Below are 26,041 nucleotides of genomic sequence, written 5' to 3'. Positions count from 1 at the left end.
GCGGCCATGCATCGCTTGTCCTCAGGCAGCGCCCGTCCTCGTGACGGGCCTGTTTTTTTTCGTTCGATGATCGCCCGGGGTACGCCGCGGCCGGGAGCGGGATTGGTATAAAGCCGCGGCAATCCGAACAAGCTGTGTACAGAGATGCTGGCATAAGGTGGTAAACCGCATGGAATCGAGCCTTCCCTTGCATGTGGACGAGCGCGTCGGGATCAATCACGACGCGCTTCGCCGCATATTTCATCATTGCGCGGATATCGTGTTCCGGCCGCTGAAGCTCGCGGACCGTTCCGAGCTCTTGCTCGTCTACATCGACGAGCTGACGGATTCGGCCAAATTGGAGCAGATCATATCGGCCTGCATGATCAGCCGCGATGTCGACCGGCTGCGGCAGTACGAGAGTGTCACGCGCCTGTCGGAAATCGTCGCCAAAGTGCTGAAGGGCTGCACGGCCATTTTTTTGGACGGCCAGCCGGTCGCCTATGTGGCGGAGCTGACCGCCTACAAGCAGCGCGCCATCGCCGAGCCCTCCAACGAAGCCGCCATCCGCGGGCCGCGCGAAGGCTTTACCGAAGATCTCAAGACGAACCTCAGTCTGATTCGGCGCAAAATCAGCCATCCGCGCTTAAAGTTCGAGCAGCATCAGGCGGGCGAGCTGACCAACACGGACTTTGTCGTGGCATATGTCGAAGATGCGGTCAAGCCCGGACTGCTGCAGGAGGTCCGGAGCCGGCTCCAGGCGATGAACACGAATCAGCTGCTCGATTCCGGGTATATCGAAGAATTCATCGAAGACCGCAGGCTGTCCCTGTTTCCCCAGATCCAGAACACGGAGCGCCCGGACACCGTGTGCGCCAGCCTATTGGCCGGCCGGGTCGCCATTATCGTCGACGGCTCTCCCAATGCGCTGCTGCTGCCCATGACCTTCTGGGCGGGACTGCAGGCGGCGGAAGACCATTACGAGCGCTTCATCTACGTCTCGGCCGTTCGGCTGCTGCGGCTGCTGCTCGCCATGCTGTCCTGCTTGCTGCCTTCCATCTACGTCGCGCTGACGACGTTCCATCCGCAGATGATCCCGCTCGCGCTGATGCTGAGCATCGCGGCCTCCCGGGAAGGAATTCCGTTTCCGACCGTCATCGAAACGCTGCTCATGGAGCTGATGTTCGAGGGGCTGCGGGAAGCGGGACTTCGCTTGCCCAAGGCGATCGGTTCGGCCGTGAGCATCGTCGGCGCGCTGGTCATCGGGGAGGCTGCCGTTCAAGCGGGCTTCATCTCCGCGCCGATCGTCATGATCGTGGCCGGCACCGGCATCGCGTCTTTCGCCTTCCCCAGCTACAGCCTTGCGCTGCCGTTTCGCATCCTGCGGTTTCCGCTGCTGATCGTGGGCGGGTCCCTGGGGCTGTACGGCGTTGCCATCGGCATCATGTTCATCATGATTCATCTGGTCACCCTCAAGTCGTTCGGCGTGCCGTACTTGAAGCCGGTCGCGCCCATCGGGAAGACGATATGGAAGGATTCGCTGGTGCGGATGAACAAACGGTTCGCGCCGGCGCCCAGGAAGCCATGAGCTGCCTGCGCGCGGCAGGCTGCCTGGCCGTCCTGCTCTGCCTCTCCGGCTGCTGGGACCGCAACGAGATCAACGATTACGCATTCTGGATCGGCACGGGGCTGGACTTATCGGAGGACGGGAAAGTGAAGAAGAGCGCGCAGATCGCCGTGCCCGCCGGGTTCAAGAGCACGGGCGAGGGGGCAGGCGGCGGGCAGCGGGCCAATATCGTCATCACCGCGTCGGGCTCGTCGATCGTCGACCTGGAGCAGCAGGTCCAGGACAAGCTGCCCCGCAGAATCTTCCTCGGGCACCGCAGGTCCATCTTCATCGGCGAACGGCTCGCGCGCAAGGGGATCATCGACCTGATGGATCAATTCACGCGCAATACCGATACGCGAATGCGCACGGACATCTTCGTCGTGAATAACGGCGAGGGACGGGACGTACTCGAGATCAACAGTCCGTTCAACCCGTTCTCGGCGATCGTGGCCGTCGATCAGGACCGGTTTTGCCGCTTGGGCGATACCGCCTTAAGAGACGTCCTGCTGGACGTGGGCCGGGACGGCATCCGGCCCTCCATGCCGATGGTCGAGATCCCGCCGAAGAACGAGCGGGAGAAGAACGAAATCCTCGAAGTGAAGTCCGTCGCGATCTTTAACCGGCAGCTGCAGATGGTCGGGAAAGTGACCGGCCGCGAGTCCTTGGAATTGTTTTGGGTCAAGGGCGTGCTGAAAAATCAATTCCTGACGGAGGAAACGGGGGGCGGCACCGTCTCGCTGTACGAATCCAACCTGAAAAAGACCGTTCGCACCGAAATCGACGGCAACCGGCTGAAAGCCTACGTCAAGCTGGAGGGGACGGGAAGAGTGCTCGAAAACAATACGAATATCGATATCTCCGCCTCCTCCGAACGCATTCCGCTCGAACGCAAGCTGAACGCCATGAAAGCCAAGCAGGTCGAAGCCACGATCAAGAAGGTGCAGCGGCAGTACGGGCAGGACGTGTTCGGGATCGGCGAAGAAATCCACCGCGAGCACCCGTACCAGTGGAAGAAACTCCGGGACAAGTGGGATCAGCTGTTCCCGACCGTCGAGGTATCGGTCACGGTGAAGCTGAAGATCCAGAACACGGGCGGGATCGGCAAGCGCATCCCGGGAATAGGAGACCGCGCATGAAAATTTCGCCTTGGCAGTTGTTTTGGATGTTCACGACGCTGGAAATCTCGATGAGCATCTGGCTGACCGTGGCGCCGACGATCGAGACGGCCAGGCAGGACGCCTGGATATCCCTGTTGATCGCCGGCGTCATCGGGCTGTTCGTGACGCTGATCTTGATCCTCGTCAGCCGGAGGCATGCTTCGCTTACGCTCGTGGAATTCGCGCAGCGGCTCGTCGGGCGATGGCTCGGCTGGCTGATCGGCGCGCTCTACATCGCGGTGTGGTTCTCGGTGTCCGCGGATATTTTGCGCATCTTTTCCTTGTTCGTCAAGCAGTACCTCTTTCACGACACGCCGATCTGGCTCATCGCGTTCCTGATGGTCGCCGCCATGACGTACATCAATTTCGCCGGAAGCGTCGAGGCAATTGCCCGCTTCAGCGAGATGGCCGGTCCGCTGCTCCTGGCGGGCATTCTCGTGACGTTCGGCTTGAACCTCACCAACTTGCACGTCTCGCTGCTGTTCCCCGTCTACGCGGATTCCGGGGCGCTGTCCATTCTGAAAGGGGCGCTCGTGAACGCGTCGTTCCTCGGCGAGTCCATGATGATCATGATGCTGACGCCGTTTATCGCCGACGCGAAGAACATGCTGAAGCCGGCGCTGCTCGCGATCTGCGTACCGTCGCTGATCGCCGTCGTGACGTCCGTCATGGTGATCATGACCTTCGGAACGAACATCGGGTCCACTTTGGTCTTTCCGTACTTCAGCATGGTTCGCTTCATCAACTACCTGGAATTCGTCCAAAACATGGACGTGTGGATCATGTTCATCTGGATTTTCAGCGTATTCGTGAAGCTGGCCATCTATCTGTTCATCAACAGCTACGGCACCGCGCAGTTGTTCGGCGTGCAGAATTGGCGAATCATGATCGGTTTCGCGGCGCTCGTCATTTTCGGCATTTCCTTGATCCCCTCGAATGTGTTCGGGATGTTGGACTATGCGAAATGGGTCTGGATTCCGTATATTTTCCCGATCTTCATCGTCGCCTTCCCGATGCTGCTATTGCTCGTCAGTCTCGCAAGAGGGCGGACGGTCGCAGGTTAGGAGAACCTGGGGAAATCTGAAAGAAACCTGGGCAAAACCTGAACCTTGAAGGATCTCCTTCAAGGTTTTTCTTGTGCGCGCATACGGTACGGGGGTACATTTCGCCGCCTTCCCATGGTACGATAGCTGAGTTAAGCGGACGCGCGTTTCGCGCATCCGCGAGCCCGTCGAAGGCTAACGGCTTTGCGCCGCCATTGAGGCTTCTGAGGAAGCGCCGACGGCGGCGATTCTAAAGAATGAGGTTGAACATGACTAGCATCCAAGAACGCATTAAGCATAACATGATCGTCATGCGGGAACATATGAGCGGCGTCTGCCCTCGAATCGTGTTCGAGCGGACGCCGCGGGTGATCCGATACGAATCGGATTTGCCGCATCCCGTATACAACCGCGTCATCGCCTATTCGGCGGCCGCGTCCGAAGATGTACAGGGCGACGTCGGATGCATCGCGGAGCGCTACCGGACGCGCAAGGTTCCGTTCACGTGGCTGACCTGGGAGCACGACGCCGGCGCCGCAGGTTTGACGAAGGCTTTGGCGGCGCACGGGCTGAACAAGGTCGACGAGGTATCGGGCATGTCGCTTTCCCTGACCGGGTGGACACACGAGGAGCCGGCGATCCCCGGCTTCACGGTCCGGCCGGTCCGCACGCAAGCGGAGATGGCGTGGTTTCGGCAGATCGTACCGCCCATATTCGGATTTCAGGGAGAAGCCGCCGACGTGCTTGTCCGGATCAACGAAGCGGCCGCCATCGGCGGGAATCCCGCCTTCCGGCATTACGCCGGCTTCGTGGACGGCCAGCTCGCCGCGATCGCGACCGCGGTCCGGGACGGGGAGACGGTCGGCATCTACAACGTGGCCACGCTTGCGGACTACCGGCGCAGAGGCCTCGGATCCGCGTTGACAGCGCATGCCCTGCGCGAGGCACAGGCCTCCGGCGCGCAGCTTGCCGTGCTCCAATCGAGCCGGATGGGCGAAGGCGTGTACCGGGCGATCGGGTTCAGCGCCGATGCCGCGATCGGCGTGTACTTAGGCTAAGACGCGGCGGTCGATAGACAGCCGACCGGGCGCTGCGCTTAGAGGGGTCCGGCAAGCGCGGACCGTCCGATCCGCGCGAGCGGCGTCTGTTGCAGCAGCGCGGCTGCGGCCTGCGCGACCAGCACGTCGTTGTCGCCCGAGCTGCCGCTGACGCCGATCGCGCCCAGCAGCTCGCCGTTCATGACGAGCGGCACGCCGCCCTTCAGGATGACGATTCGGCCCTGATTGGTCGTGTTGATGCCGTATAGCGGACCGTTCGGCACGGCCGTCTCGTTCAGCGCGGCCGTCGGCGTCTGCATGGCCAGTGCCGTCCACGCCTTATCGATGGCGATCTGGATGCCGGCGATTCGCGCCCGGTCCATGCGATGGAACGCGAGCAGATTGCCGCCGTCGTCCACGATCGCGATATTTTCGAGAATGCCGAGCTCCTTCGCTTTGCGCTCCGCTTCGTTCAGCATGCGCTTCGCCGCTTCCAGCGTCAGTTTCACCGGTGGCACGCTCCTTGTCTATGGTTTGATAGGCATTGACCCTACAATGTATGATCTGGCCCCCCGTTGGTGAACGCGCCGCAGGGCCGCCCGGATGCCGAATCGTCTGGAACGGACCTGTCCGAATCCGGCCGAGCGGGCCAGCCCCTCCGCGAATCCCCATTGACAGCGATCCGGGCGGCGTGTGACAATGAAGAGCAGCATTAACATCCATACTCGAAACGGGTGGGGCGCGATGAACATAGAGCGAAAGCTTGATACGGGACAATCGCATAGCCCTTGCAAAAAGGGACCGCGTGGAAGCGAACAGCTTCCGCGCGGTCCCTTTCTTATGTTAAAGCAAGAAAGGGGATAAACGGGAATGCAAACGGTCCAACAACATGAGAGGGGTGCCAGCATGAAGACGGTGATCGTGGACGGCCAAGGATTGACCCCGGAGGCGGTTGCGGCGGCCGCGGCGGGCGGCGCGAAGTTCGCGCTCGGCGGCGAAGCGGAGGCGCGCGTGCGCGACAGCCGGAAGATGGTGGAGGATCTCGTCGCCGCGGGAGAAATCGTGTACGGCGTCAGCACGGGGTTCGGCAAATTCAGCGACGTGCATATATCTAGTCAAGATACGGCGCGGCTGCAAATCAATCTGATCCGCAGCCATGCGTGCGCCGTAGGGCAGCCGCTGCCGGCGGATGCCGTGCGGGCGATCATGCTGCTGCGTGCGAACGCGCTGGCGAAGGGGTACTCCGGCATTCGCCCGGAGACGCTGCAGCTGCTGATCGACTGCCTCAACCATGACGTGCTGCCGGTCGTGCCCGAGCAGGGCTCGCTCGGCGCGAGCGGCGACCTGGCGCCGTTGTCGCACGTCGCGCTCGTCCTTATGGGCGAAGGCGAAGCCTTCTACCGGGGCGAGCGGCTGCCGGGGGCGGCGGCGCTGGCGAAGGCAGGGCTGCGGCCGATCGCCCTGCAGGCGAAGGAAGGGCTGGCGCTCATCAACGGCACGCAGATCATGACGGCCATCGGCACGCTGACCTACGTCAAGGCGCAGCGCCTCGCGCGGATCGCGGATGTCATCGCCGCGCTGACCGTGGAAGGCTTGCGCGGGATCCCGGACGCGTTCGCGGAGGAGGTGCAGCTCGCGCGGCCGTATCCCGAGCAGATCGGCGTGGCGCGCAATCTCCGCGCGCTGCTGCGGGGCAGCGCCTGGACCACGCGGCAGGGCGAGCTCCGCGTCCAGGACGCGTACTCGCTTCGCTGTCTGCCGCAGGTGCACGGCGCGACCCGCCAAGCGCTGGACTACGCGCGCGGCAAGCTGAGCATCGAGATCAACGCCGCGACGGACAATCCGCTCTTGTTCCTCGCGGACGGCAAGGTCATCTCCGGGGGCAATTTTCACGGGCAGCCGATCGCCTTCGCCATGGACCTGCTTAAGATCGGCGTGAGCGAGCTCGCGAACATCGCCGAGCGCCGCACAGAGCGGCTCGTCAACCCGGCGCTGTCCGGGGGACTGCCGGCGTTTCTGAGCCGCGACCCTGGTCTTGGCTCAGGGCTTATGATCACGCAGTACGTCAGCGCCTCGCTCGTCTCGGAGAACAAAGTGCTCGCGCATCCCGCGAGCGTCGATTCCATTCCGTCGTCGGCGAATCAGGAGGACCACGTCTCCATGGGCACGACGTCCGCCCGGCACGCGGCGCAGGTCGTCGCCAATGCGGCGAAGGTGCTGGCGGTGGAGCTGATCTGCGCGGCCGAAGCCGCCGAACTGCTCGGCCCGGACGGCTTGGCGCCCGCGACCCGCGCGCTGTACGACCGGCTGCGCGAAGCGGTGAAGCCGGTCACGGAAGACCGCTCGCTTACCGGGGAGATCGAACGCGTCTCGGCCGCGCTATTGTCCGGCGAATGGCTGGGCGCGGTGGAGGCCGTGACCGGACCGCTCTATTAATGCGTAACGAATAACGACGCGTCACCGACTACGTTCAGGGGAGGATACCGCCATGACGGAGCTTCACGGCAACGGTTCGCATCGCCTGGTCCGCGCCCCGCGCGGAAGTGACAGATCCTGCAAGGGCTGGGGGCAGGAAGCCGCCCTTCGCATGCTGATGAACAATCTCGACCCCGAGGTCGCCGAGCGGCCGGAGGAGCTGGTCGTCTACGGCGGCACCGGCAAAGCCGCGCGCAGCTGGCCCGCGTTCGACGCCATCGTGCGCGAGCTGCGGCGGCTGGAGAACGACGAGACGCTGCTGATCCAATCCGGCAAGCCGGTCGGCGTCTTCCGGACGCACGAGCGCGCGCCGCGCGTCCTGCTGGCGAATTCCGTGCTCGTGCCGAAATGGGCGACGTGGGAGCATTTCCGCGAGCTGGACCGCAAGGGGCTGATGATGTACGGCCAAATGACCGCGGGCAGCTGGATCTACATCGGGACGCAAGGGATTCTGCAAGGGACGTACGAAACGTTCGCCGAAGCCGCCCGCCGGCATCGCGGCGGCACGCTGCGGGGCACGCTGACGCTGACGGCGGGCCTCGGAGGCATGGGCGGCGCGCAGCCGCTCGCGGTCACGATGAACGACGGCGTCGTCATCGCCGTCGAAGCCGACCGCGCCCGCATCGAGCGCCGCATCCAGACGCGGTACTGCGACGTGCTCGCGGAGTCGCTGGACGAGGCGATGGCGCTGGCGGGCGAAGCGGTTGCGACGGGACTGCCGCTCGCCGTCGGCCTGCTCGGGAACGCGGCGGAGATCTATCCGGAGCTCGCGCGCCGCGGCGCGAAGCCGGACTTCGTGACGGACCAGACGTCCGCGCACGATCCGCTGAACGGGTACATTCCGGCCGGCTTGACGCCCGAGGAAGCGGCCGGGCTGCGGGCAAGCGAGCCGGACCGGTACGTTCGGCTCGCGAAAGCCGGCATGGCGGACCAGGTGCGGGCGATGCTCGGCTTCCGGAAGGCGGGCAGCGTCGTGTTCGACTACGGCAACAACATCCGCCAAGCCGCGTTCGACGAAGGTGTGACGGACGCGTTCGACATCCCGGGCTTCGTGCCGGCGTACATCCGGTCGCTCTTCTGCGAAGGCAAGGGCCCGTTTCGCTGGGCGGCGCTGTCCGGCGATCCGGATGATATCCGCAAGACCGACGAGCTCGTCGTCGCGCTCTTTCCGGAGAACGTCCGGCTTCGGCGCTGGATCGAGATGGCACGCGACCGCGTCGCGTTCCAGGGGCTGCCGGCGCGCATCTGCTGGCTCGGCTACGGCGAGCGCGAGCGATTTGGCCTCGCGCTGAACGACCTGGTGAAGCGCGGCGAGCTGCGCGCGCCGGTCGTCATCGGCCGCGATCACCTGGACTGCGGCTCCGTGGCTTCGCCGAACCGGGAGACGGAGGCGATGAAGGACGGCTCCGACGCGGTCGGCGACTGGGCGATCCTGAACGCGCTCGTCAACGCCTCGGCCGGAGCCTCCTGGGTATCCGTCCACCACGGCGGCGGCGTCGGCATGGGCTACTCGCTCCACGCGGGCATGGTCGTCGTCGCGGACGGGTCGGACGAAGCGGCCGAACGGCTGCGCCGCGTGCTGACGACGGATCCCGGCATGGGCATCATCCGCCACGCCGACGCGGGCTACGACGAAGCCGTCGAGAGCGCGGAGAAGCACGGCGTCCGGATTCCGATGCGGGACTAAGCGCGGGCCGAGGCGGAGCATGAAGCGCACAACGAGAAACGGGAGGTTACGCTGCATGGAACGGATCGACCTGCTGTTGAAGGGGATCGGCCTGCTGGTCACCCCGCCGGGCAGCGCGCCGCGGCGCGGGAGCGAGATGCAGGCGCTGCGCGAGATTCCGGACGCCGCAGTCGCCATCCGGGATGGACGGATCGCGCTGTTCGGCGGCGAACGGGAAGTGCTTGACCGCCTGCGGGGCGCCGACGTCGCGGATACGCTGGACGCCGGGGGCCGATTGGCTGCCCCCGGCCTCGTCGACCCGCACACGCATCTCGTGCACGGCGGCTCGCGGGAGCACGAGCTGGCGCTGAAGCGCGCGGGCGTGCCGTATTTGACGATTTTGGCCCAGGGCGGCGGCATACTGAGCACGGTGCGGGCGACGCGGGCGGCGAGCGAGGAGGAGCTGTTCCGGCAGGCGTACCGCAGCCTCGACAACATGCTGCTGCAGGGCGTCACGACGGCGGAAGCGAAGAGCGGCTACGGTCTGTCGGCGGAGGAAGAGCGGAAGCAGCTGCGCGCGGCGAAGCGGCTGAACGACGCCCATCCCGTCGACGTCGTCTCCACGTTTATGGGCGCGCACGCCGTTCCGCCCGAGTTCCGGGACCGGCCGGACGCGTACGTCGAGCTGGTCTGCGCCATGATCGCCGAGGCCGCGAAGGAAGGACTTGCGGAATTTTGCGACGTGTTCTGCGAGCAGGGCGTCTTCACCGTCGGGCAGTCGCGCCGCATCCTGCTCGAAGGCCGGCGGCACGGCTTGGCGCCCAAGATCCACGCGGACGAGATCGAATCGCTGGGCGGGGCCGAATTGGCGGGCGAAGTCGGCGCGGTCTCCGCGGACCATCTGCTGGCGGCATCCGACGAAGGGCTTCGCGCGCTGGCGGCGGGCGGCGTCGTCCCCGTGCTGCTGCCCGGCACGTCGTTCAACCTCGGGCTGAACCGGCATGCCCGCGCGCGGGCGATGATCGACGACTACGCGCTGCCGGTGGCGCTGGCGACGGACTTCAACCCCGGCTCGTGCCCGACCGATTCGATCCAGCTGATCATGGCGCTGGCTTCGCTGAACCTGCGCATGACGCCGGAGGAGATATTGACGGCCTGCACGCTTAATGCGGCGCACGCGATCGGCCGCGGAGCCGACATCGGCTCGATCGAGGTCGGCAAGCGCGCGGACCTGACGCTGTTCGACGCGCCGAATCTCGCCTACCTGCCGTACCGCTTCGGGATCAATCACGCCTTCGGCGTCATCAAGAACGGCCGCGCCGCCGTGTGGGACCGGCGGATCGCCGCGCCGCACGCCGGGAAGGAGGGGACGTAAAGCATGACGGAAGCCATACCGTATCTGGCCGCGCCCGAGCAGGCGGCGTTCAAGGACCGCATGGAGACGAAGGTCGCGCACTGGATTCGCCAATGGGACGGCAGGGAGCCGCTGCGGGCGGGCATCGTCGGCGTGCCGCTCTCGAAGCCGTCGCTGTCGGTCTCCGGCGCGTCGGCCGCGCCGGCGGCGGTCCGCGCGGCCTTCAAGTCGTTCACGACGTATTCCCTGGATTACGGCGTCGACCTGCGGGACATGGCCGTCCGCGATCTCGGCGATATCCGGATGCACGCGACGGATCTGGCGGAATGCCGCCGGCGGATCGAGGCAAGCCTGCGCGCCCTGTACGCCGCGCAGCCGGGTATCGTGCCGGTCGTGATCGGCGGCGACCATTCCGTCAGCCTCCCCTCGGTCGCTGCGTTCGCCGGCCGTTACCCGGGGAAGCGAGTCGGGATCGTCCACTTCGACGCGCATCACGACGTGCGCAATTTCGAGGACGGCGGCGTCACGAACGGCACGCCGTTCCGCGGCATCCTGGAATCGGGTCTTGCCGACGGCCGCAACGTCGCGCAGATCGGCATCCGCGGGTTCATGAACGCGAAGCCGTACCACGATTACGTGCTGGCCCGGGGCGTGACCGTCTATTCCGCGCGGGACGTGCGGCGAACGGGCATGGGGCCGGTGCTGGAGCAAGCGCTCGCGCTCGCCTCCGACGGGACGGAAGCCGTCTACGTCAGCTTCGACGTCGACGTCATCGATCAGGCGTACGCGCCCGGCTGCCCGGCCATCGGCACGGGCGGCCTGGACCCGTGGGATGCGATGGACGCGCTGCACCGGCTGGGTGCCTGCCCGCAGGTGGCGGGCATCGACTTCGTCTGCATGGACCCGACGGTCGACGTCCGCAACGTCACCTCCCGGCTCGCGGTCCAATTCATGTTGAGCTTCCTGGCGGGCTTGGCCGTCCGTCCGCTGCCTGATCCGCGGGTGTGACCGCGCGGCCGGCGGTGCGCTCCGCCCGGTTGACCCCCGCCGAAGGGGCGCTCCGCCCGGACGCCCCCGGCGGGCGCTACGCAGGACGAACCCCGCCGTCCGGCGCGGTTCGTCTCCGGCGCGGCGCCGCCCATTTTCGGAATCGCTTACAGCCGAACCGAAACCATACGCGCTCCCGAACGTATGGAAGGGGTAATACGCGAAGGAGGCGATTTACGGATGAATTGTCCGGTGTGCGACGACGCCCGGTTGCGGGAAGTGGAAAAGAACGGCATTCTGATCGACGTGTGTCCGAGCTGCAAGGGTGTATGGCTGGATCGCGGGGAGCTGGACAAGCTGATGGGCGACGTTCGCGAAGTGCGGGATTCATATAATCAATGGCATTATCGCGACGATGACGACGACGATGACGACGATCGCCGGCGCCGGGCGCAGGGCGGCTATCCGCCGCCGGCCTCGGGCCAGCAGCAAGGCTACGGCAATCCGAATTACGGCCAAGGCTACGATAAGCACGGCGGCTACGGCACCCATCGCAAGAAGAAGAAAAAATCCGTCCTGGACATGTTCGGCGACCTGTTCGATTGATCGGGTCCGCGTCCGGCGAAGACGAGGCATCGCGGGCATTGGCCTGCGATGCCTTTCGTTTGCCGGGCGTCTTGACAGCGTAGATGGATGACGGAGCAGACAGACGCGAAAAGGCTCTACCGTACGTAAGCCGGATAGTGCTAAAAAAGCTGCCCGCGGCAATCCGATGCCGGTCCGGGCAGTTTTTGTTTGCGTTCCGGCCGCGGCCAGCTCATCGAACTAGCCGGCCAGACGGCGGCGCAGCTCCCGCTAGACCGGGCTTTGCGCGCGCGGCCGGAGCGGCCCTGTAGGGCCAACGTACCGAAAACCGCTTCGGCTTGCGAAGGTTTGTGTATGACGAATGCAGAGAACGCAGTATGAACTTGGGGGAAGAGGCATGGAATCGGATCACGAACCGAACGCGCAAGGACAAGCGGATCAACGGCGGAACATGAAGAAGCGGTCGAAGAAGACGCGGCGAAAACGGAAATTTCCGTGGCGAACGGCTGTGATCGCCCTCGTCGGCGGCGGGGTGCTGCTGGCCGCGGGCGGCTGGACGGCCTTCCGCGTGCTCGTGGCCGGGCAGGATATCGCCCTGCTGGAGAAGCCGCTGCCGGCGCCGACGATCATCTACGACGACCGCGGCAAGGAGGCGACCCGCATCGCGCTCAATACGATCGAGCCCGTGGATGACGCGGATCTGCCGCAGCATTTGATCGATGCGGTGGTCGCCGTGGAGGATAAACGGTTCTTCGATCACGGCGGCATGGACGTCTGGGGCGTCGGGCGCGCGCTGGCGGTCAATCTGACGAGCGGCAAGACCGTGCAGGGCGGCAGCACGATCACGCAGCAGCTGGCCAAAAACGTCTTCCTGTCACAGGAGCGGACGTGGACGCGCAAATGGAAGGAAGTGCTGCTGGCAGAGAAGATCGAGGAGCATTACGACAAGCGGCAGATCATGGACATGTATCTGAATCAAATCTACTTCGGCGAGGGCGCATGGGGCATCAAGCGGGCGGCGGACGTGTACTTCGGCAAGCCGGTCCGCGAGCTGACGCTGTCCGAGTCGGCGCTGCTCGCGGGCATCATCCGCGCGCCGTCGGCGCTGTCGCCCGTCAAGCATCCCGAGGCCGCCAAAGCGCGGCGCGACACGGCGCTGCAGCTCATGAGGGATCAGGGCAAGATCAGCGCGGTGGAATATACCGGGGCGATCCAATCGCCGATCAAGCTTCGGACGTCCCAGTCCGTCGACGACGATGCGATGAAGTACCCGTATTACGTCGACGCGCTCATTCGCGAGGCGTCCGCCCAATACGGCTTGTCGGAAAACGACGTGCTCCACGGCGGGCTGCGCATCTATACGACACTGGACACCAAGATGCAGGAGGCGGCCGAGCGGGTGTACGCGGATGATTCGGCCTTTCCCGCGAGCTCGGCGGATCAGCTGATCCAGAGCGGGGCGGCGCTCGTCGATCCGCGCGACGGCGGCATCAAGGCGCTCGTCGGCGGCCGCGGCAAGCAGCCGTTCCGGGGCTTCAACCGCGCGGTGCAGCTGAAGCGCCAGCCCGGCTCGGCAATGAAGCCGATCGCGGTCTATACGCCGGCGTTCGAGCGGGGGTACACGCCGGAGGACCGGCTCATGGACGAACCGGTCGATTTCGGCGGATATCGGCCCAAGAATGCCGGCGGCGGCTACCACGGCGAGGTGTCCATCTACGACGCGATTGTTAATTCGTACAACATTCCCGCCGTCGAGCTGCTGAACGAGATGGGCATCGATGCCGGCATGGACGCGGCGAAGCGGTTCGGCATTCCGCTCACGGACGCGGACCGCACGCTCGGCTTGGCGCTCGGCGGCCTGCAGGAAGGCGTGTCGCCTCTGCAGATGGCCGAGGCGTTCGGCGTCTTCGCGAACGACGGGACGCGGATGCCGGCGCACGCGGTCGCCCGCATCGAATCCGCCGACGGCGCGCTCGTCGCCGAGACGCCCGCGAACGCCGCGGTCCGGGTGACGGATCCGCAGGTCGCCCGCACGATGACGGCCGTGCTGCAGGGCGTCGTCCGGGAAGGCACCGGCGAGCTCGCGTCGCTCGGGGACCGGCCGGTCGCGGGCAAGACGGGGACGACGGAGATGCCGGGCACCGGAGGACACGGGATCAAGGACAATTGGTTCGTCGGCTATACGCCGCAGCTCGTAGGCGCGGTTTGGCTCGGGTACGATCATACGGACGCGAGCCATTACTTGACGACGACCTCGAAGGCGGCGGCCGCCGTGTTCCAGCAGCTCATGAGCGCTGCGCTGGCGGACGAGCCGGCCGCGGACTTTCCGGCGGCGGCCGCGCTCGGGCCGGGCAAGAAGCACGACGAGCCGGGCAAGCGCGAGGATGACGACAAGCCGGATAAGCCGGGCAAGGGGCACGGGAAGGGCGGCAAGGACGACAAACCGAAGCCGCCCAAGAAGGACGACAAACCGGACGGCCCGAAGCACGGCAAGGATCATGACAAAGGGAAAGGACATCGCGGGGAAGACGATTGACCGTGCCCGAGGCGTTTGTCCGCACGGTCAAGCACCGGTTCGGGATCGCCCCTCCCCCTTCATAGCGCCGAATTCGCCGCGCGCGAGCGACCGCTCCGCGCGGTTTTTGGCATGCCGCCGCTCCCGGGACGGGCGGGGCTGCCCCGGATATGGTACGATGGTTGCACAATCAAGCCGGTCCGGGAGGTGGCAGCCATGACGCTGCAGCAATTGAAATACGTGATCGAGGTGGCGGCGCGCGGCTCTATCAACGAGGCGGCCAAGCGGCTGTTCATCTCGCAGCCCAGTTTGTCGAACGCGATCCGCGAATTGGAGGAGGAGATGGGCATCTCCATCTTCGAGCGCTCCAACAAAGGCATCTCGCTCTCCAAGGAAGGCGCGGAGTTTCTCGGCTACGCCCGGCAGGTGGTTGAGCAGGCGGAATTGATGGAGAGCCGCTACCGGAACGCCAAGCCGTCGCCGCAGCATTTCTCGGTCTCGACGCAGCATTACGCGTTCGCGGTGAACGCCTTCGTCAGCCTTGTCCGGGAGCACGGGCAGGAGGAATACGAGCTGGCGCTGCGCGAAACGAGGACGCACGAGATCATCGAGGACGTGAAGACGCTGCGCTCGGAGATCGGCATTCTGTACGTGAATGAGTTCAACGGCAAAGTGATCCGGAAGCTGCTCCACGAGGCAGGGCTGCAATTCACGAGCCTGTTCACGGCGCGGCCGCATATCTTCATCAGCGTCCACAACCCGCTCGCGAATCAGCCGATCGTGACGATCGAGGAACTGCAGCAGTACCCGTACTTGTCCTTCGACCAGGGCGAGTACAACTCGTTCCACTTCGCGGAGGAAATCCTCAGCACCCTGGCGCATAAGAAAAGCATCCGCGTCCACGACCGCGCGACGCTCTTCAACTTGCTGATCGGCCTGAACGGCTACACGATTTCGACGGGCGTGCTCAGCTCCGACCTGAACGGGAACGAAATCATCCCCGTGCCGCTCGACTGCGAGGAGACGATCAACGTCGGCTGGATCAGCCACCGCAGCATGACGCTGTCCAAGCTCGGCGCGGCCTACGTCGAAGCGCTTAAGGCTGCGATCGGGACCGTTTAAAGGATTTGCTATAGCTTTTCGCTATGACTGGCAATAGCAATTAGGCGTTACGCTATAGCTGCTCCGGCATGCTATCTTTCTTGTAACGAAAGCGGCGGCGGTCGACTGTACCGCCGGACGCGCGAAAGGGAGAGGTTAGGATGGCGAGAAGCAGCGTGTTGGGGTATCCCCGGATCGGAGCCGACCGGGAGTGGAAAAAGGCGTTGGAGGCGCATTGGGCCGGCAAGCTCGGGGAGGCGGAGCTGCGCGAGGAGCTGCGCGGCATCCGGCTCGCGCAGCTGCGGAAGCAGCGGGAGGCGGGCATCGACCTGATCCCCGTGAACGATTTCAGCTATTATGACCATGTGCTGGATACGGCCGCGATGTTCGGCATCGTGCCGGCGCGGTTCGGCCACGCGGGCGGCCCGGTGCCGCTCGCGGTCTACTACGGGATGGCGCGGGGCACGGCGGATGCGACTGCCTGCGAAATGACGAAGTGGTTCAACACCAACTACCACTACATCGTGCCGGAGCTCGGCGGGACGGAACCGGCGCTCGTGGAGAACAAACCGCTCGCCGCGTACCGCGAGGCGAAGGAAGCGCTCGGCATCGAAGGCAAGCCGGTGCTCGTCGGGCCGCTGACGTTCCTGAAGCTGTCGAAGGGCTACGCCCCCGGGGAAACGGACGCTTGGCTGGACCGGCTGCTGCCGCTCTACGCGCAGGTGCTGCAAGAGCTGGAGGCCGAAGCCGCGGAGTGGGTGCAGCTGGACGAGCCGGTCGTCGTGGCGGGGCTGGACGCGGACGACCGGCAGCGGCTGAAGCGCAGCTACGAGACGCTCGCTTCCGCGGCGCCGAAGCTGAAGCTGATGCTCCAGACGTATTTCGAATCCGCCGAGCACTACGAGCTGCTCGCCGCGCTGCCCGTGAGCGGGCTCGGCCTCGACTTCGTCCATGGCCGCGAAGGCAATCTGCGGGCCATCCGCGAGCACGGCTTCCCGCGGGACAAGACGCTCGGCGCCGGCGTCATCGACGGGCGCGGCATCTGGCGGGCCGTCCTCGGCGATAAGCTTGCGCTGCTGGAGGAGCTCGAGGACTTCGTGCCGCAGGAACGGCTCATCGTGCAGACGTCCTGCAGCCTGCTGCACGTGCCCGTGACGACGGCGCGCGAGACGACGCTCGCGCCGGTGCTCACGGACGCGCTCGCCTTCGCGGACGAGAAGCTCGCCGAGGTCGTGCAGCTCGTCTACGGTTTGAGCGGCCGCGCGGAAGCGTTCGCGGACGCCTTCGCCGCGAGCAAGCAGGCCGTGGAGGCGCTGCGCGCGTCGGCCGATCGCAGCCGGACGGACGTGCAGCGGGCCGCGGCGCGCATCGCCCGGGAGCCGGCGGCGCGCACGTCGCCGTTCGCCGAGCGACGTGCGCGGCAGCAGGATCATTGGCGTCTGCCGGTTCTGCCGACGACGACGATCGGCAGCTTCCCGCAGTCGGCCGAGGTGCGCAAGGCGCGCCAAGCCTGGCGGCGGGGCGAATGGGACGGCGCGCGGTACGAGTCGTTCATCGACGCGCAGATCGACCGGTGGATCGGGCTGCAGGAGGAGATCGGCCTGGACGTCCTCGTCCACGGCGAATTCGAACGGACGGACATGGTCGAGTTTTTCGGCGAGAAGCTGGCGGGCTTCGCGTTCACGGCGAACGGCTGGGTGCAGTCCTACGGCTCCCGCTGCGTCAAGCCGCCCGTCATCTACGGGGACGTCGCCTTCGTCGCGCCGATGACGGTCCGCGAGACCCGCTATGCGCAGTCGAAGACGGCCAAGCCCGTGAAGGGCATGCTGACGGGGCCGATCACGATCCTGAACTGGTCGTTCGCGCGGGAGGACTTGACGCGCGAGGCGATCGCGTACCAGATCGCGTACGCGCTGCGGCGGGAAGTGGAGGCGCTGGAGGCGGCTGGCATCGGCATGATTCAAGTCGACGAGCCGGCGGTGCGGGAAGGGCTGCCGCTCAAACCGGCCGAGCAGGCGGACTACCTCGCCTGGGCGGTTAAGGCGTTCCGGGCGACGACGTGCACGGTCGCGGACACGACCCAAATTCATACCCATATGTGCTATTGCGAGTTCCACGACATGATTCCGTCGATCGAAGCGATGGACGCCGACGTCATCTCGATCGAAACGTCGCGCAGCCACGGCGAGCTGATCGAGAGCTTCGAGCATCACACGTACCCGCTCGGCATCGGACTCGGCGTGTATGATATCCACAGCCCGCGGGTGCCGTCCGCGGAGGAGATGACGGCGATGATCGGCCGCGCGCTCCGCGTGCTGGACCCGAGCCTTTTCTGGATCAACCCCGACTGCGGCCTCAAGACGCGCGGCCTGCCGGAGACGGCCGCTTCGCTGCGCAACATGGTGGAGGCGACGGAACGGGCGCGGGCAAGCCTCGCGGCGCATGCGTGAGCGTCGCACAAATTCGGTGATTGATTGGAATCCCGGCTATACGAATCACCCCCGCTACGCGCCAGGTGTAAACTGAAGTGCACCCCTTAAAGTAAACATTGGAAAACGCCCCGGGTGTAAACCGATGAATACTTTAGGGGGTGCTTTTCGATGGCGATAAAAGGACAGAAGTTTAATCATTCCCCAGAGTCAGTAAAGCGTGAGGCAATGCGGCTCTATGTGGAAGAACGATGGTCTCGTCAGATAGCGGCTTGTGAGGATCGTACAGTCGATCTCGCTTCAAATCCCAAATTCCGGAATCTATATTCGGGAATATACAACCTTTTCGATTAATCGTTAGGTTTCTTGCCTGAATTCGTATAAAAAGACGAACGATTACTTGATTATTTCAGAAATCCTATGTATTATTAAGAAAAGATATGAAGATAGGTCGATAAATGTTCTTGAGGGTGATCTGATGTCCCTATCCGATTCGAATGAGTACAAGAAGAAGCTGAATCATCTGTATAATGAGATTTCCAAAGAATTGTTCGGTTTTGGTACAACCTTGCTAAGGGTATCGGTGGATCAGAACATCATTACCTTTCATGCCAAGCATCGTCGATCACCACGTTCCTCAGCCTTAGAAGGCGAGGCACCTACGCTTAAACACGAGGTTGACTTCTATATGTCATCGATTTATAAGAAGAAAATCCGTGAGAAGCTGGAGCAGGAACTGGATTTATCCATCGAAGCGGTATTAAGAGATTATGATCCTCCAACGCAATGGGCGATAACGAACATTATTCTTAAGCAAACCGAATAGTTTATCCTCAGGTGTTCTTCTTTTGATTTATCTTAAGGGGTACCCGCCAGTATACCATAAGTTGTCTCTTTCCATTGTTTACGATGAAAAGTGCTCTTGTTAGAAGATTTCTTCTATCAAGGGCATTTTTTTATTTTTTTGCTCTATCTAGGGCAAGTTATTACAGATGTTGGATGTATTTACTTTAGGGAGATGATAATGATGATGAAACAAACAATGATGAAAAGCTTGGTTGCTTTATCTGTAGTAGGACTGACATTAACAGGTTGCGGGACAGCGCCTGCGGATAATCAAGGGGCTGCAAGCAATGCCGGTACGTCTACGCCAGCACAGACAGGAAAACCAACCGAATTAGTTATTTCCACATGGGGCTTCTCGGACGACTTCTTCCAGAAAGACGTGTATGCTCCGTTTGAGAAGGAACATAATGTTAAGATCGTGCTTGAAGTTGGCAACAACGCAGATCGTCTAAACAAAGTAAAACAAGGCAGCTCCAAAGTAGATCTCATTTATTTATCCGATTACTACGCCCAACAAGGCATCGAAGAGGGATTGTTCGAGAAGATCGATCGAACCCGTATTCCGAATTTGAACGATATCTATGATATTGCCAAGGCACCCCTAGGCGAAGACTATGGTCCCGCGTACACGATCGGCCGTCTGGGTATTGCTTATAACCCCAAAGAAACGAACAAAGAAATCAAGTCCTGGAGCGACCTGTGGAGTCCAGATCTCGCCGGGAAGCTGACAATGCCTAGCATTACATCAACAACTGGTCCGATGATGCTGGATGCAGCTTCGGTCGTCGCCGGCAGCAAAACGTTCAATGAAGATCAAGCGTTTGCCAAGATGAAAGACCTTAATAAAGGTGTCGTCAAGTACTACAGCAAGACGTCCGAATTCGTCAACATGTTTGCGCAAGGTGAAATTGCTGCCGGCCCGATCATGGAGATGTACATGAAGGACTTGGGAGAGGCCGTACCTGAAGCGAAATTCGTATCCCCGACAGAAGGGGCTTATGCGATTATGAACACGGTGAACATTGTTAAAGGAAGCAAAAACAAAGAACTGGCCGAAGACTTTATCAATTGGCATCTGAGCAAGGAAGTGCAAGAGAAATCCGCGAAAGCGAAAGTGGATTCGCCTGTAAATACAACGTTGCAGCTATCGGGTGCCGATGTTGAAGGCATTACGTACGGTGCCGATGTTGTGAATAAGCTTCGCAAATTAGATATGACTTTTGTGAATCAGGGTCTCAAAGCATGGATCGATCGTTGGGACAAAGAAATTACGCAATAATAGAGATGCATCATAACGAAAACGCGCCAAAATGAAATAGGATCGAGGGGTATAGGATATTCTCTATACCCTTGTTTTCTGCAAAAAGACAAAAGGGGGCTTTAATGTTGAACAAGAAGGTCATCCTTGATGTAGATACAGGCGTGGATGATGCGCTAGGTATCTTGCTGGCCATCCGCAGCGGGGAGATGGATGTGCTTGGTATCACGACAGTCAATGGCAACGTTTCTCTCGACCAAGCGACAATCAATACGCGCAAGATCCTTCAACTAATCAGCATGGAGGAGAAGATCCCCGTCATTAAAGGGGCTAACCAGTCTTTGATGCGTTCTACTTATTTTGAGCACCGCGTTCATGGTCAGGATGGCCTTGGCGGGGCGTTAGACGACATGGCGATTAACGCGCAGGTGACAGAAGGCCATGCGGTGGACTTCATCATCGATCGGGTGAGGCAGCACGACGGAGAAGTGACATTGGTCATGACCGCGCCGCTTACGAATCTGGCCTTGGCAGTCAGGAAGTATCCAGATCTCGTTCATCAGGTGAAAGAAGTGATTGTGATGGGTGGCGTCGTCCTAGGCTATGGCAATGTGACGCCTACTGCGGAGTACAACATGTATGTCGATCCGGAAGCGGCAAAGATTGTGTTTCAGGCAGGATTCCCTGCGTTAACGCTGGTTGGACTCGATGTAACGCGTAAAGCTTTATTGACCGAGGAACATATTCGGGAGCTTGGAGACACGCCAATCGGTCGTTATGTTCAGGAAAGTACGTCCGACTATATGCAGCGTTATTACGAACGCAATGGCGTGCGGGCCTGTGCGCTTCATGACCCTCTGGCCGTTGGGGTGGCGCTGAATAAAGCGTTGGTGACGACCCGCCATTATTACGTCGATGTAGAAACCAAGAGCGAATTGTGCGACGGTCAGACCGTTTGCGATTTCCAGAATCGTTTGTCCAAAGAGGCTAACGTGCATGTGTGCACGGATGTAGCGGTTGACGATTTTCTTGAGTTGTTTATCCGCACGCTGCGTGCCTAAGCAAACCGGGAACAGGAGTAAAGCCACATGAAAAAAACAACGTTATATTTGCTGATTCTGCCTGGATTACTGTTCCTGATGGTATTCATGATCGTACCGATCCTGCTTACGATCGGCTCGACTTTTTTTGATAAGGGGTCATTTACATTCGCCGGGTATTGGAATTTCTTCAAGGATGCATATTTTCTCAAAATTTTGTGGACGACGCTCCGTGTAAGCTTAGTCACGACGCTGGTATGTATCGTGCTGGGATTTCCGGTGGCGTACTTCATCTCCAAACAAAGTCCAAGGCACAAGGCGATCCTGCTTGCCTTGGCCATATTCCCGCTGCTCACGAGCTCGGTTGTTCGGTCGTTCAGCTGGATGATTATTTTAGGGAAGAAAGGCTTGCTCAACAATGCGCTGATCGCGATCGGCCTGATTAAGGAGCCGCTCGATATCTTGTACACGCCGACGGCGATGATGATCGGTCTCGTTCACTTATTCCTCCCGCTCATCATTATTACGCTCGTTGGAGCTCTTGAGAATATAGATCCGGATCTGCTCAAGGCAGCAGAGAGCCTCGGAGCCAATCGATTTACGGCGTTCTTCAAGGTCATCGTGCCGATCAGCGTGCCTGGATTGATTGTAGGCTGCATTCTTGTTTTCGTTGGAAGCTTCACGGCGTATACGACGCCGGCATTGCTTGGAGGCAAGCAGCGGGTTATCTCCACGTTCCTCTATCAAAACGCGATTACGCTCAACGATTGGTATCTGGCTTCCGTTATTGCCGTCATTATGATCGCGGTAACGATTCTGGTCATCACGCTTATGAACAGGCTGGCTGTTAAATTAAATCCGAAGGGGTAGGACTATGCGGGAGAAGAATCGAGGCCTGGCCTTATTTACGGCTCTGATCTATATATTCTTGCTTGGGCCGCTCGTCATTATCGTCATTGCATCATTCGAGCCGGGGAGTATATTGAAATTTCCTCCGACAGGGTTCTCGTTAAAATGGTACCGTAACATCTTTGAAGTCAAGATGTTCATGACGACCTTCAACACCTCCATCATGGTGTCGCTGCTCGGCAATTTAGTCGCGTTGCTGCTTGGAATCCCTGCTGCGTATGCATTAAGCCGATTCTCGTTCAAGGGGAAAGCGGCGTTAAATGCCATCTTTATCTCCCCGGTGCTGATCCCCGGCATTGTGCTTGGGTTTACCATGCTGAAGTATCTGATTGTCATGTATCACCTGCCCATCAACGCTGCATTGCTTATAGGGCATACCGTGATCATGCTTCCATTTATTATTCGCGTGATTGCATCGAGCTTATCGAACTTTGATTTTGCGATTGAGGAAGCAGCATTAAGTCTAGGCTCCAGTCAGCTTGCTACCTTCTTCAAAGTGGTGCTTCCGAACATCAAATCCGGTATTATCGCTGCCGTCCTTATTGCATTCTTGGAGTCGTTCAATAACGTCGATATCTCGGTGTTTATGACAGGTCCAGGAATTAGCACGCTGCCGATTCAGATGCTGACGTACGTGGAAAATTATTTTGACCCTACGATTGCCGCAATTTCGGTGTTGCTTATGATCTTCACCGCGATACTGATGTTGATTATTGAACGGTTGATGGGGTTATCCTACTTCACCAAACGATAACGGAGGCTTTCATCCATGGCATTATTAACGCTTGAACAGATATCGGTTGCTTATGACCAGCAGCTTATTTTGCAGGATTTCAATCTAAGTGTCGAAAAGGGAAGCCTGATCTCGCTGCTTGGACCAAGCGGCTGCGGCAAGACGACAACGCTGCGGCTTATTGCGGGGTTCATCGAGGCGAAAGCGGGCAAGTTCTTATTAAACGGAAAAGATTATACGCGCGTTCCTGTGAACAAACGGAACTTCGGATTCGTATTTCAGAGCTATGCGTTGTTTCCTCACTTATCGATTTACGACAATGTGGCGTTTGGTCTGCGGCTTCGCAAGGTGAGCGGGGCAGAGCTCGATCGGCGCGTTCGGAACATTCTCGATATTGTTAGCTTATCCGGCTTCGAGAAGCGCTTTCCGAAGGAACTTTCGGGCGGCCAAAGGCAGCGTGTAGCCATTGCGCGCGCGCTCGTTATTGAACCGGAGCTGCTGCTCTTCGACGAGCCGCTAAGTAACTTGGATGCGAACCTGCGTGTCAACATGCGGACGGAGATCCGACGAATTCAGCAGGAGCTCGGCATCACGACGTTATATGTATCCCATGATCAGGAGGAGTGTTTCTCCATCTCGGATCAAGTGGCGATTATGAACAGGGGCATTATCGAACAGCTGGGCGCACCTTCGGCGATTTTCAACTATCCGAAGACGGAGTTCGTGGCTCGCTTTATCGGGTTTACGAATTTTATCTCATTCGATACGAGGGCCGAGCATAAGGACGAGATCGTGCTGAAGGTGAAGGAGTATACGTTTAGCGTGACGAAACACGCCAGCAAAGGCGAGCAGTCGGGCAAGCAAGGGGCTATTCGTCCGGATGATGTCGTTATGGGCTTGCCTAGCGTAATGGAGGAAGGACCGAACTCGATCGTAGGCCGGATCAAGGTAAGCACGTTCCTAGGAAGAAGCTATCAATATGTGGTCGAGACGCTTCTGGGGGAGTTTACGGTCAATAAAGAAATGGAACTTCCTTATCTGAACGGCCAAGAGGTTCGGCTTCTGTTCCCAAGTGAGAAATTAGTTTTAGTCGAGTAGCAACGCGGAGGGAAGACAGATGCGCATCGATTTATTTATTGCAAATATACAGATCTATAACAGCTATCTCAAAACCTTCATCCAAGGAAATGCAGCTATTCTAGATGGGAAGTTTCTCTATATCGGGCAGAAGAGTGCGGAGAGCTTCCAAGCAGACGAGTACTTGGACGGTAAAGGGCACTATATGATTCCCGGCTTCATTGATATCCATTTGCATATCGAAAGCACGATGGTCACGCCGCAAACGTTCTCCCACGGGCTCATCCGCAACGGAGTGACGACGATTGTTCCCGAACCGCACGAGATTGCCAATGTATTTGGACTAGACGGGGTGAAGGAATTCATCGAGGCCAGCAAGCATTGCGTGGCCGATATGTTCTATGCGCTCCCAAGCTCGGTTCCCGCTACGTCGATGGAGACGTCAGGCGGTGCGATCGAGATTGAGGATTTGGACGAGTTGCTCCGCACGGAAAGAATCATTTGCTTAGGGGAGATCATGAATTACGTGGATGTGATCACCGATCCCGACAGCAAAACGAATCGTATCTTGCAACATATCCGCAGCAACTATCCGCATCTCATCATTGAAGGACATGTTCCCAAATTACTGGATTTGGATTTGCACCGAATGATCTATAGCGGCGTGGATTCTGATCATACGCATCAGTCGATTGAGGGGATGGAAGCGCGGATCGCTGCGGGGATGTTTATCGAAATTCAAGAGAAATCGATGACGCCCGAAGTGATGGCGTACTTGATCGAGCATGACGTAGCGGAGCATTTCTGCTTCGTTACCGATGATGTGATGGCGGACTCCTTCGAGAGCCGAGGACATCTGAACCATCTTGTCCGGAAAGCGATGCAGATGGGTATGAAGCCTGAACATGCCATTTATGCCAGTACGCTGTCGCCTGCCAAACGGATGCGCATGTATGACCGGGGCGTCATCGCACCAGGCAAAGTCGCTGATTTCCAGCTGCTGTCCAATCTGGAACAGCTGACGATCGAGCAAGTGTATAAGCATGGAAGCAAGGTGTACGACGCACATGAGACGTATGCCCCTGCTGTACATTCGCCTGCTTTTCCTGCGCATTATTATCGCAGCGTTAAGCTGTCGCCATTAACGGAAGAGGATTTCACCGTCAAGGTTGAAGAAGGCGATGGCCGGTATGCTTGCCGCTCGATGATGGTGAAGAATGGGTCTACGTTTACGGAGGAGCATCATGTTGACGTAGATGTTCGCGCAGGTATACTTTGCTGGCAAGCGAGTAGCAGCGGCCTGGTTGCAACCTTCGAACGCTACGGTAAGAACGGCAATCGTGCGTATGGATTGATTGGCGGCGATACGATTAAGCGAGGCGCCGTGGCAACGACGTACTCCCACGATAATCACAATTTGCTGGTGGTCGGACAGAATGCAACCGATATGATGATTGCAGCGAATGAAGTTATCCATAATCAAGGCGGCTTCAGCGTCGTTGAAGACGGTCAGGTCATTGCCAGTCTAAATCTTCCTGTGGGCGGTATATTAACGGAAGTGCCGCTTGATCAAGTCGCGAAGGAAGTCGAACAGCTGCGTAAAGCGATGGAATCACTAGGTTACTGCCATTATAATCCGATCATGTCCATAAGTACGCATTCGTTGCCCGTAAGTCCTGCTTTGAAAATCACGGACTTCGGTTTGATTGACGTGAATAAAGGCAAAGTGGTACCGTTGATTATTGCATAATTCGCTTCGTAAGCAGGTTCCGAGCATTCAAGTATTCATTCTGCTGAATAACAATGCCGCATTGACGATAATAGATTCTCATTCGGCTAGTTGAAGTGCCCCCCTTATAGTAAACATTGGAAAACGCCCCGGGTGTAAACCGATGAGTACTTTAGGGGGTGCTTTTTTATGGTGATAGAAAGTAAAGCATGAGGCAATGCGGCTTATGTGGAAGAACAATGGTCTCGTAAGAAAGTGGCGGCACATCTCGGGATTGACGGGGATCGAGTTAAGAAGTGGGTACCAATTTTAATTTCGGTTATTTCTTTACCGAACATCCGCTTACCCCATTTGCCGCAGATGAGAAGCCCATCGAGTATCGTTGGGACGCGGTTATTTTGGCGAGATCGTAGTTGCTTCAGACTGTTTAAGCGTGCTTGTGCTTTGTCCCAAGTTCGTTCATCAAAGGCCGGCGGCGGGAGGCGGATCGGGGCGGGCGGGAGAGAACGGTT

20 protein-coding genes are annotated in these 26,041 nt (G+C 60.1%); 19 read left to right on the top strand and 1 reads right to left on the bottom strand.

Annotated elements, in window-relative coordinates:
• Window positions 1-169: 169 nt before the first annotated feature.
• From ACFPB1_RS14640 to ACFPB1_RS14625, 4 genes are all read left to right on the top strand, one after another.
• Entirely contained in the window at window positions 170-1,567 is a 1,398-nt protein-coding gene (locus tag ACFPB1_RS14640) for a spore germination protein (RefSeq protein ID WP_379226495.1), read from the top strand.
• Window positions 1,507-2,724 carry a Ger(x)C family spore germination protein gene (locus ACFPB1_RS14635; RefSeq protein ID WP_379226493.1) on the top strand — a complete coding sequence of 406 codons (1,218 nt, stop codon included), beginning with the start codon at window positions 1,507-1,509 and terminating at the stop codon, window positions 2,722-2,724. The genes ACFPB1_RS14640 and ACFPB1_RS14635 overlap by 61 nt, the downstream gene beginning before the upstream one ends.
• Window positions 2,721-3,809, top strand: coding sequence for a GerAB/ArcD/ProY family transporter (locus tag ACFPB1_RS14630; RefSeq protein ID WP_379226491.1), 1,089 nt, complete (start codon window positions 2,721-2,723; stop codon window positions 3,807-3,809). Before ACFPB1_RS14635 ends, ACFPB1_RS14630 begins: the two co-directional genes overlap by 4 nt.
• 248 nt (window positions 3,810-4,057) lie before the next feature.
• On the top strand, window positions 4,058-4,846 hold the full coding sequence (locus ACFPB1_RS14625) for a GNAT family N-acetyltransferase (RefSeq protein ID WP_379226489.1): 789 nt from the start codon (window positions 4,058-4,060) through the stop codon (window positions 4,844-4,846).
• A gap of 38 nt (window positions 4,847-4,884) precedes the next feature.
• Here ACFPB1_RS14625 and ACFPB1_RS14620 read toward each other — a convergent pair whose 3' ends face one another.
• On the bottom strand, window positions 4,885-5,334 hold the full coding sequence (locus ACFPB1_RS14620; protein ID WP_379226487.1) for a GlcG/HbpS family heme-binding protein: 450 nt from the start codon (window positions 5,332-5,334) through the stop codon (window positions 4,885-4,887).
• Window positions 5,335-5,731: 397 nt separating this feature from the next.
• On the opposite strand from ACFPB1_RS14620, the gene hutH reads away from it, so the two are divergent.
• From hutH to ACFPB1_RS14545, 15 genes are all read left to right on the top strand, one after another.
• The gene (gene hutH, locus ACFPB1_RS14615; protein ID WP_379226485.1) at window positions 5,732-7,261 is read left to right on the top strand and encodes a histidine ammonia-lyase; all 1,530 of its coding nucleotides are present in this window, start codon (window positions 5,732-5,734) and stop codon (window positions 7,259-7,261) included.
• Between the two features lie 52 nt (window positions 7,262-7,313).
• Complete coding sequence (hutU, locus tag ACFPB1_RS14610) at window positions 7,314-8,987, top strand: urocanate hydratase (protein WP_379226483.1); 1,674 nt, start codon at window positions 7,314-7,316, stop codon at window positions 8,985-8,987.
• A gap of 55 nt (window positions 8,988-9,042) precedes the next feature.
• On the top strand, window positions 9,043-10,341 hold the full coding sequence (hutI, locus tag ACFPB1_RS14605) for an imidazolonepropionase (protein WP_379226481.1): 1,299 nt from the start codon (window positions 9,043-9,045) through the stop codon (window positions 10,339-10,341).
• 3 nt (window positions 10,342-10,344) lie between these two features.
• Window positions 10,345-11,328 carry a formimidoylglutamase gene (hutG, locus tag ACFPB1_RS14600; RefSeq protein ID WP_379226479.1) on the top strand — a complete coding sequence of 328 codons (984 nt, stop codon included), beginning with the start codon at window positions 10,345-10,347 and terminating at the stop codon, window positions 11,326-11,328.
• 219 nt (window positions 11,329-11,547) lie between these two features.
• Window positions 11,548-11,913 (top strand): zf-TFIIB domain-containing protein, encoded by a 366-nt coding sequence (locus ACFPB1_RS14595; RefSeq protein ID WP_379226477.1) that lies wholly within the window; start codon window positions 11,548-11,550, stop codon window positions 11,911-11,913.
• A gap of 376 nt (window positions 11,914-12,289) precedes the next feature.
• Window positions 12,290-14,428, top strand: coding sequence for a transglycosylase domain-containing protein (locus ACFPB1_RS14590; RefSeq protein WP_379226475.1), 2,139 nt, complete (start codon window positions 12,290-12,292; stop codon window positions 14,426-14,428).
• Between the two features lie 195 nt (window positions 14,429-14,623).
• A complete protein-coding gene (locus tag ACFPB1_RS14585) occupies window positions 14,624-15,529 on the top strand; it encodes a LysR family transcriptional regulator (RefSeq protein ID WP_379226473.1) in 906 nt (301 codons plus the stop codon).
• 140 nt (window positions 15,530-15,669) lie between these two features.
• Window positions 15,670-17,958: a 5-methyltetrahydropteroyltriglutamate--homocysteine S-methyltransferase gene (gene metE, locus ACFPB1_RS14580; RefSeq protein ID WP_379226471.1), complete on the top strand. Its 2,289-nt coding sequence runs from the start codon at window positions 15,670-15,672 to the stop codon at window positions 17,956-17,958.
• Between the two features lie 457 nt (window positions 17,959-18,415).
• Window positions 18,416-18,763, top strand: a complete 348-nt coding sequence (locus tag ACFPB1_RS14575) for a DUF2294 domain-containing protein (RefSeq protein ID WP_379226469.1) — start codon at window positions 18,416-18,418, stop codon at window positions 18,761-18,763.
• 201 nt (window positions 18,764-18,964) lie between these two features.
• Window positions 18,965-20,062, top strand: a complete 1,098-nt coding sequence (locus ACFPB1_RS14570) for an ABC transporter substrate-binding protein (RefSeq protein ID WP_379226560.1) — start codon at window positions 18,965-18,967, stop codon at window positions 20,060-20,062.
• Window positions 20,063-20,166: 104 nt separating this feature from the next.
• Complete coding sequence (locus ACFPB1_RS14565) at window positions 20,167-21,102, top strand: nucleoside hydrolase (protein WP_379226467.1); 936 nt, start codon at window positions 20,167-20,169, stop codon at window positions 21,100-21,102.
• Window positions 21,103-21,129: 27 nt separating this feature from the next.
• Window positions 21,130-21,951, top strand: a complete 822-nt coding sequence (locus tag ACFPB1_RS14560) for an ABC transporter permease (RefSeq protein ID WP_379226465.1) — start codon at window positions 21,130-21,132, stop codon at window positions 21,949-21,951.
• Between the two features lie 4 nt (window positions 21,952-21,955).
• Window positions 21,956-22,744 (top strand): ABC transporter permease, encoded by a 789-nt coding sequence (locus tag ACFPB1_RS14555; RefSeq protein WP_379226463.1) that lies wholly within the window; start codon window positions 21,956-21,958, stop codon window positions 22,742-22,744.
• 15 nt (window positions 22,745-22,759) lie between these two features.
• Window positions 22,760-23,821, top strand: coding sequence for an ABC transporter ATP-binding protein (locus tag ACFPB1_RS14550; RefSeq protein WP_379226461.1), 1,062 nt, complete (start codon window positions 22,760-22,762; stop codon window positions 23,819-23,821).
• Window positions 23,822-23,840: 19 nt separating this feature from the next.
• Window positions 23,841-25,550, top strand: a complete 1,710-nt coding sequence (locus tag ACFPB1_RS14545) for an adenine deaminase C-terminal domain-containing protein (protein ID WP_379226459.1) — start codon at window positions 23,841-23,843, stop codon at window positions 25,548-25,550.
• Window positions 25,551-26,041 lie beyond the last annotated feature (491 nt).

The organism is Paenibacillus sp. GCM10023250, assembly GCF_042653205.1.
In the GTDB taxonomy this organism is placed as follows: domain Bacteria; phylum Bacillota; class Bacilli; order Paenibacillales; family Paenibacillaceae; genus Paenibacillus_Z.
This window is presented reverse-complemented; position numbering and strand designations above follow the sequence as displayed.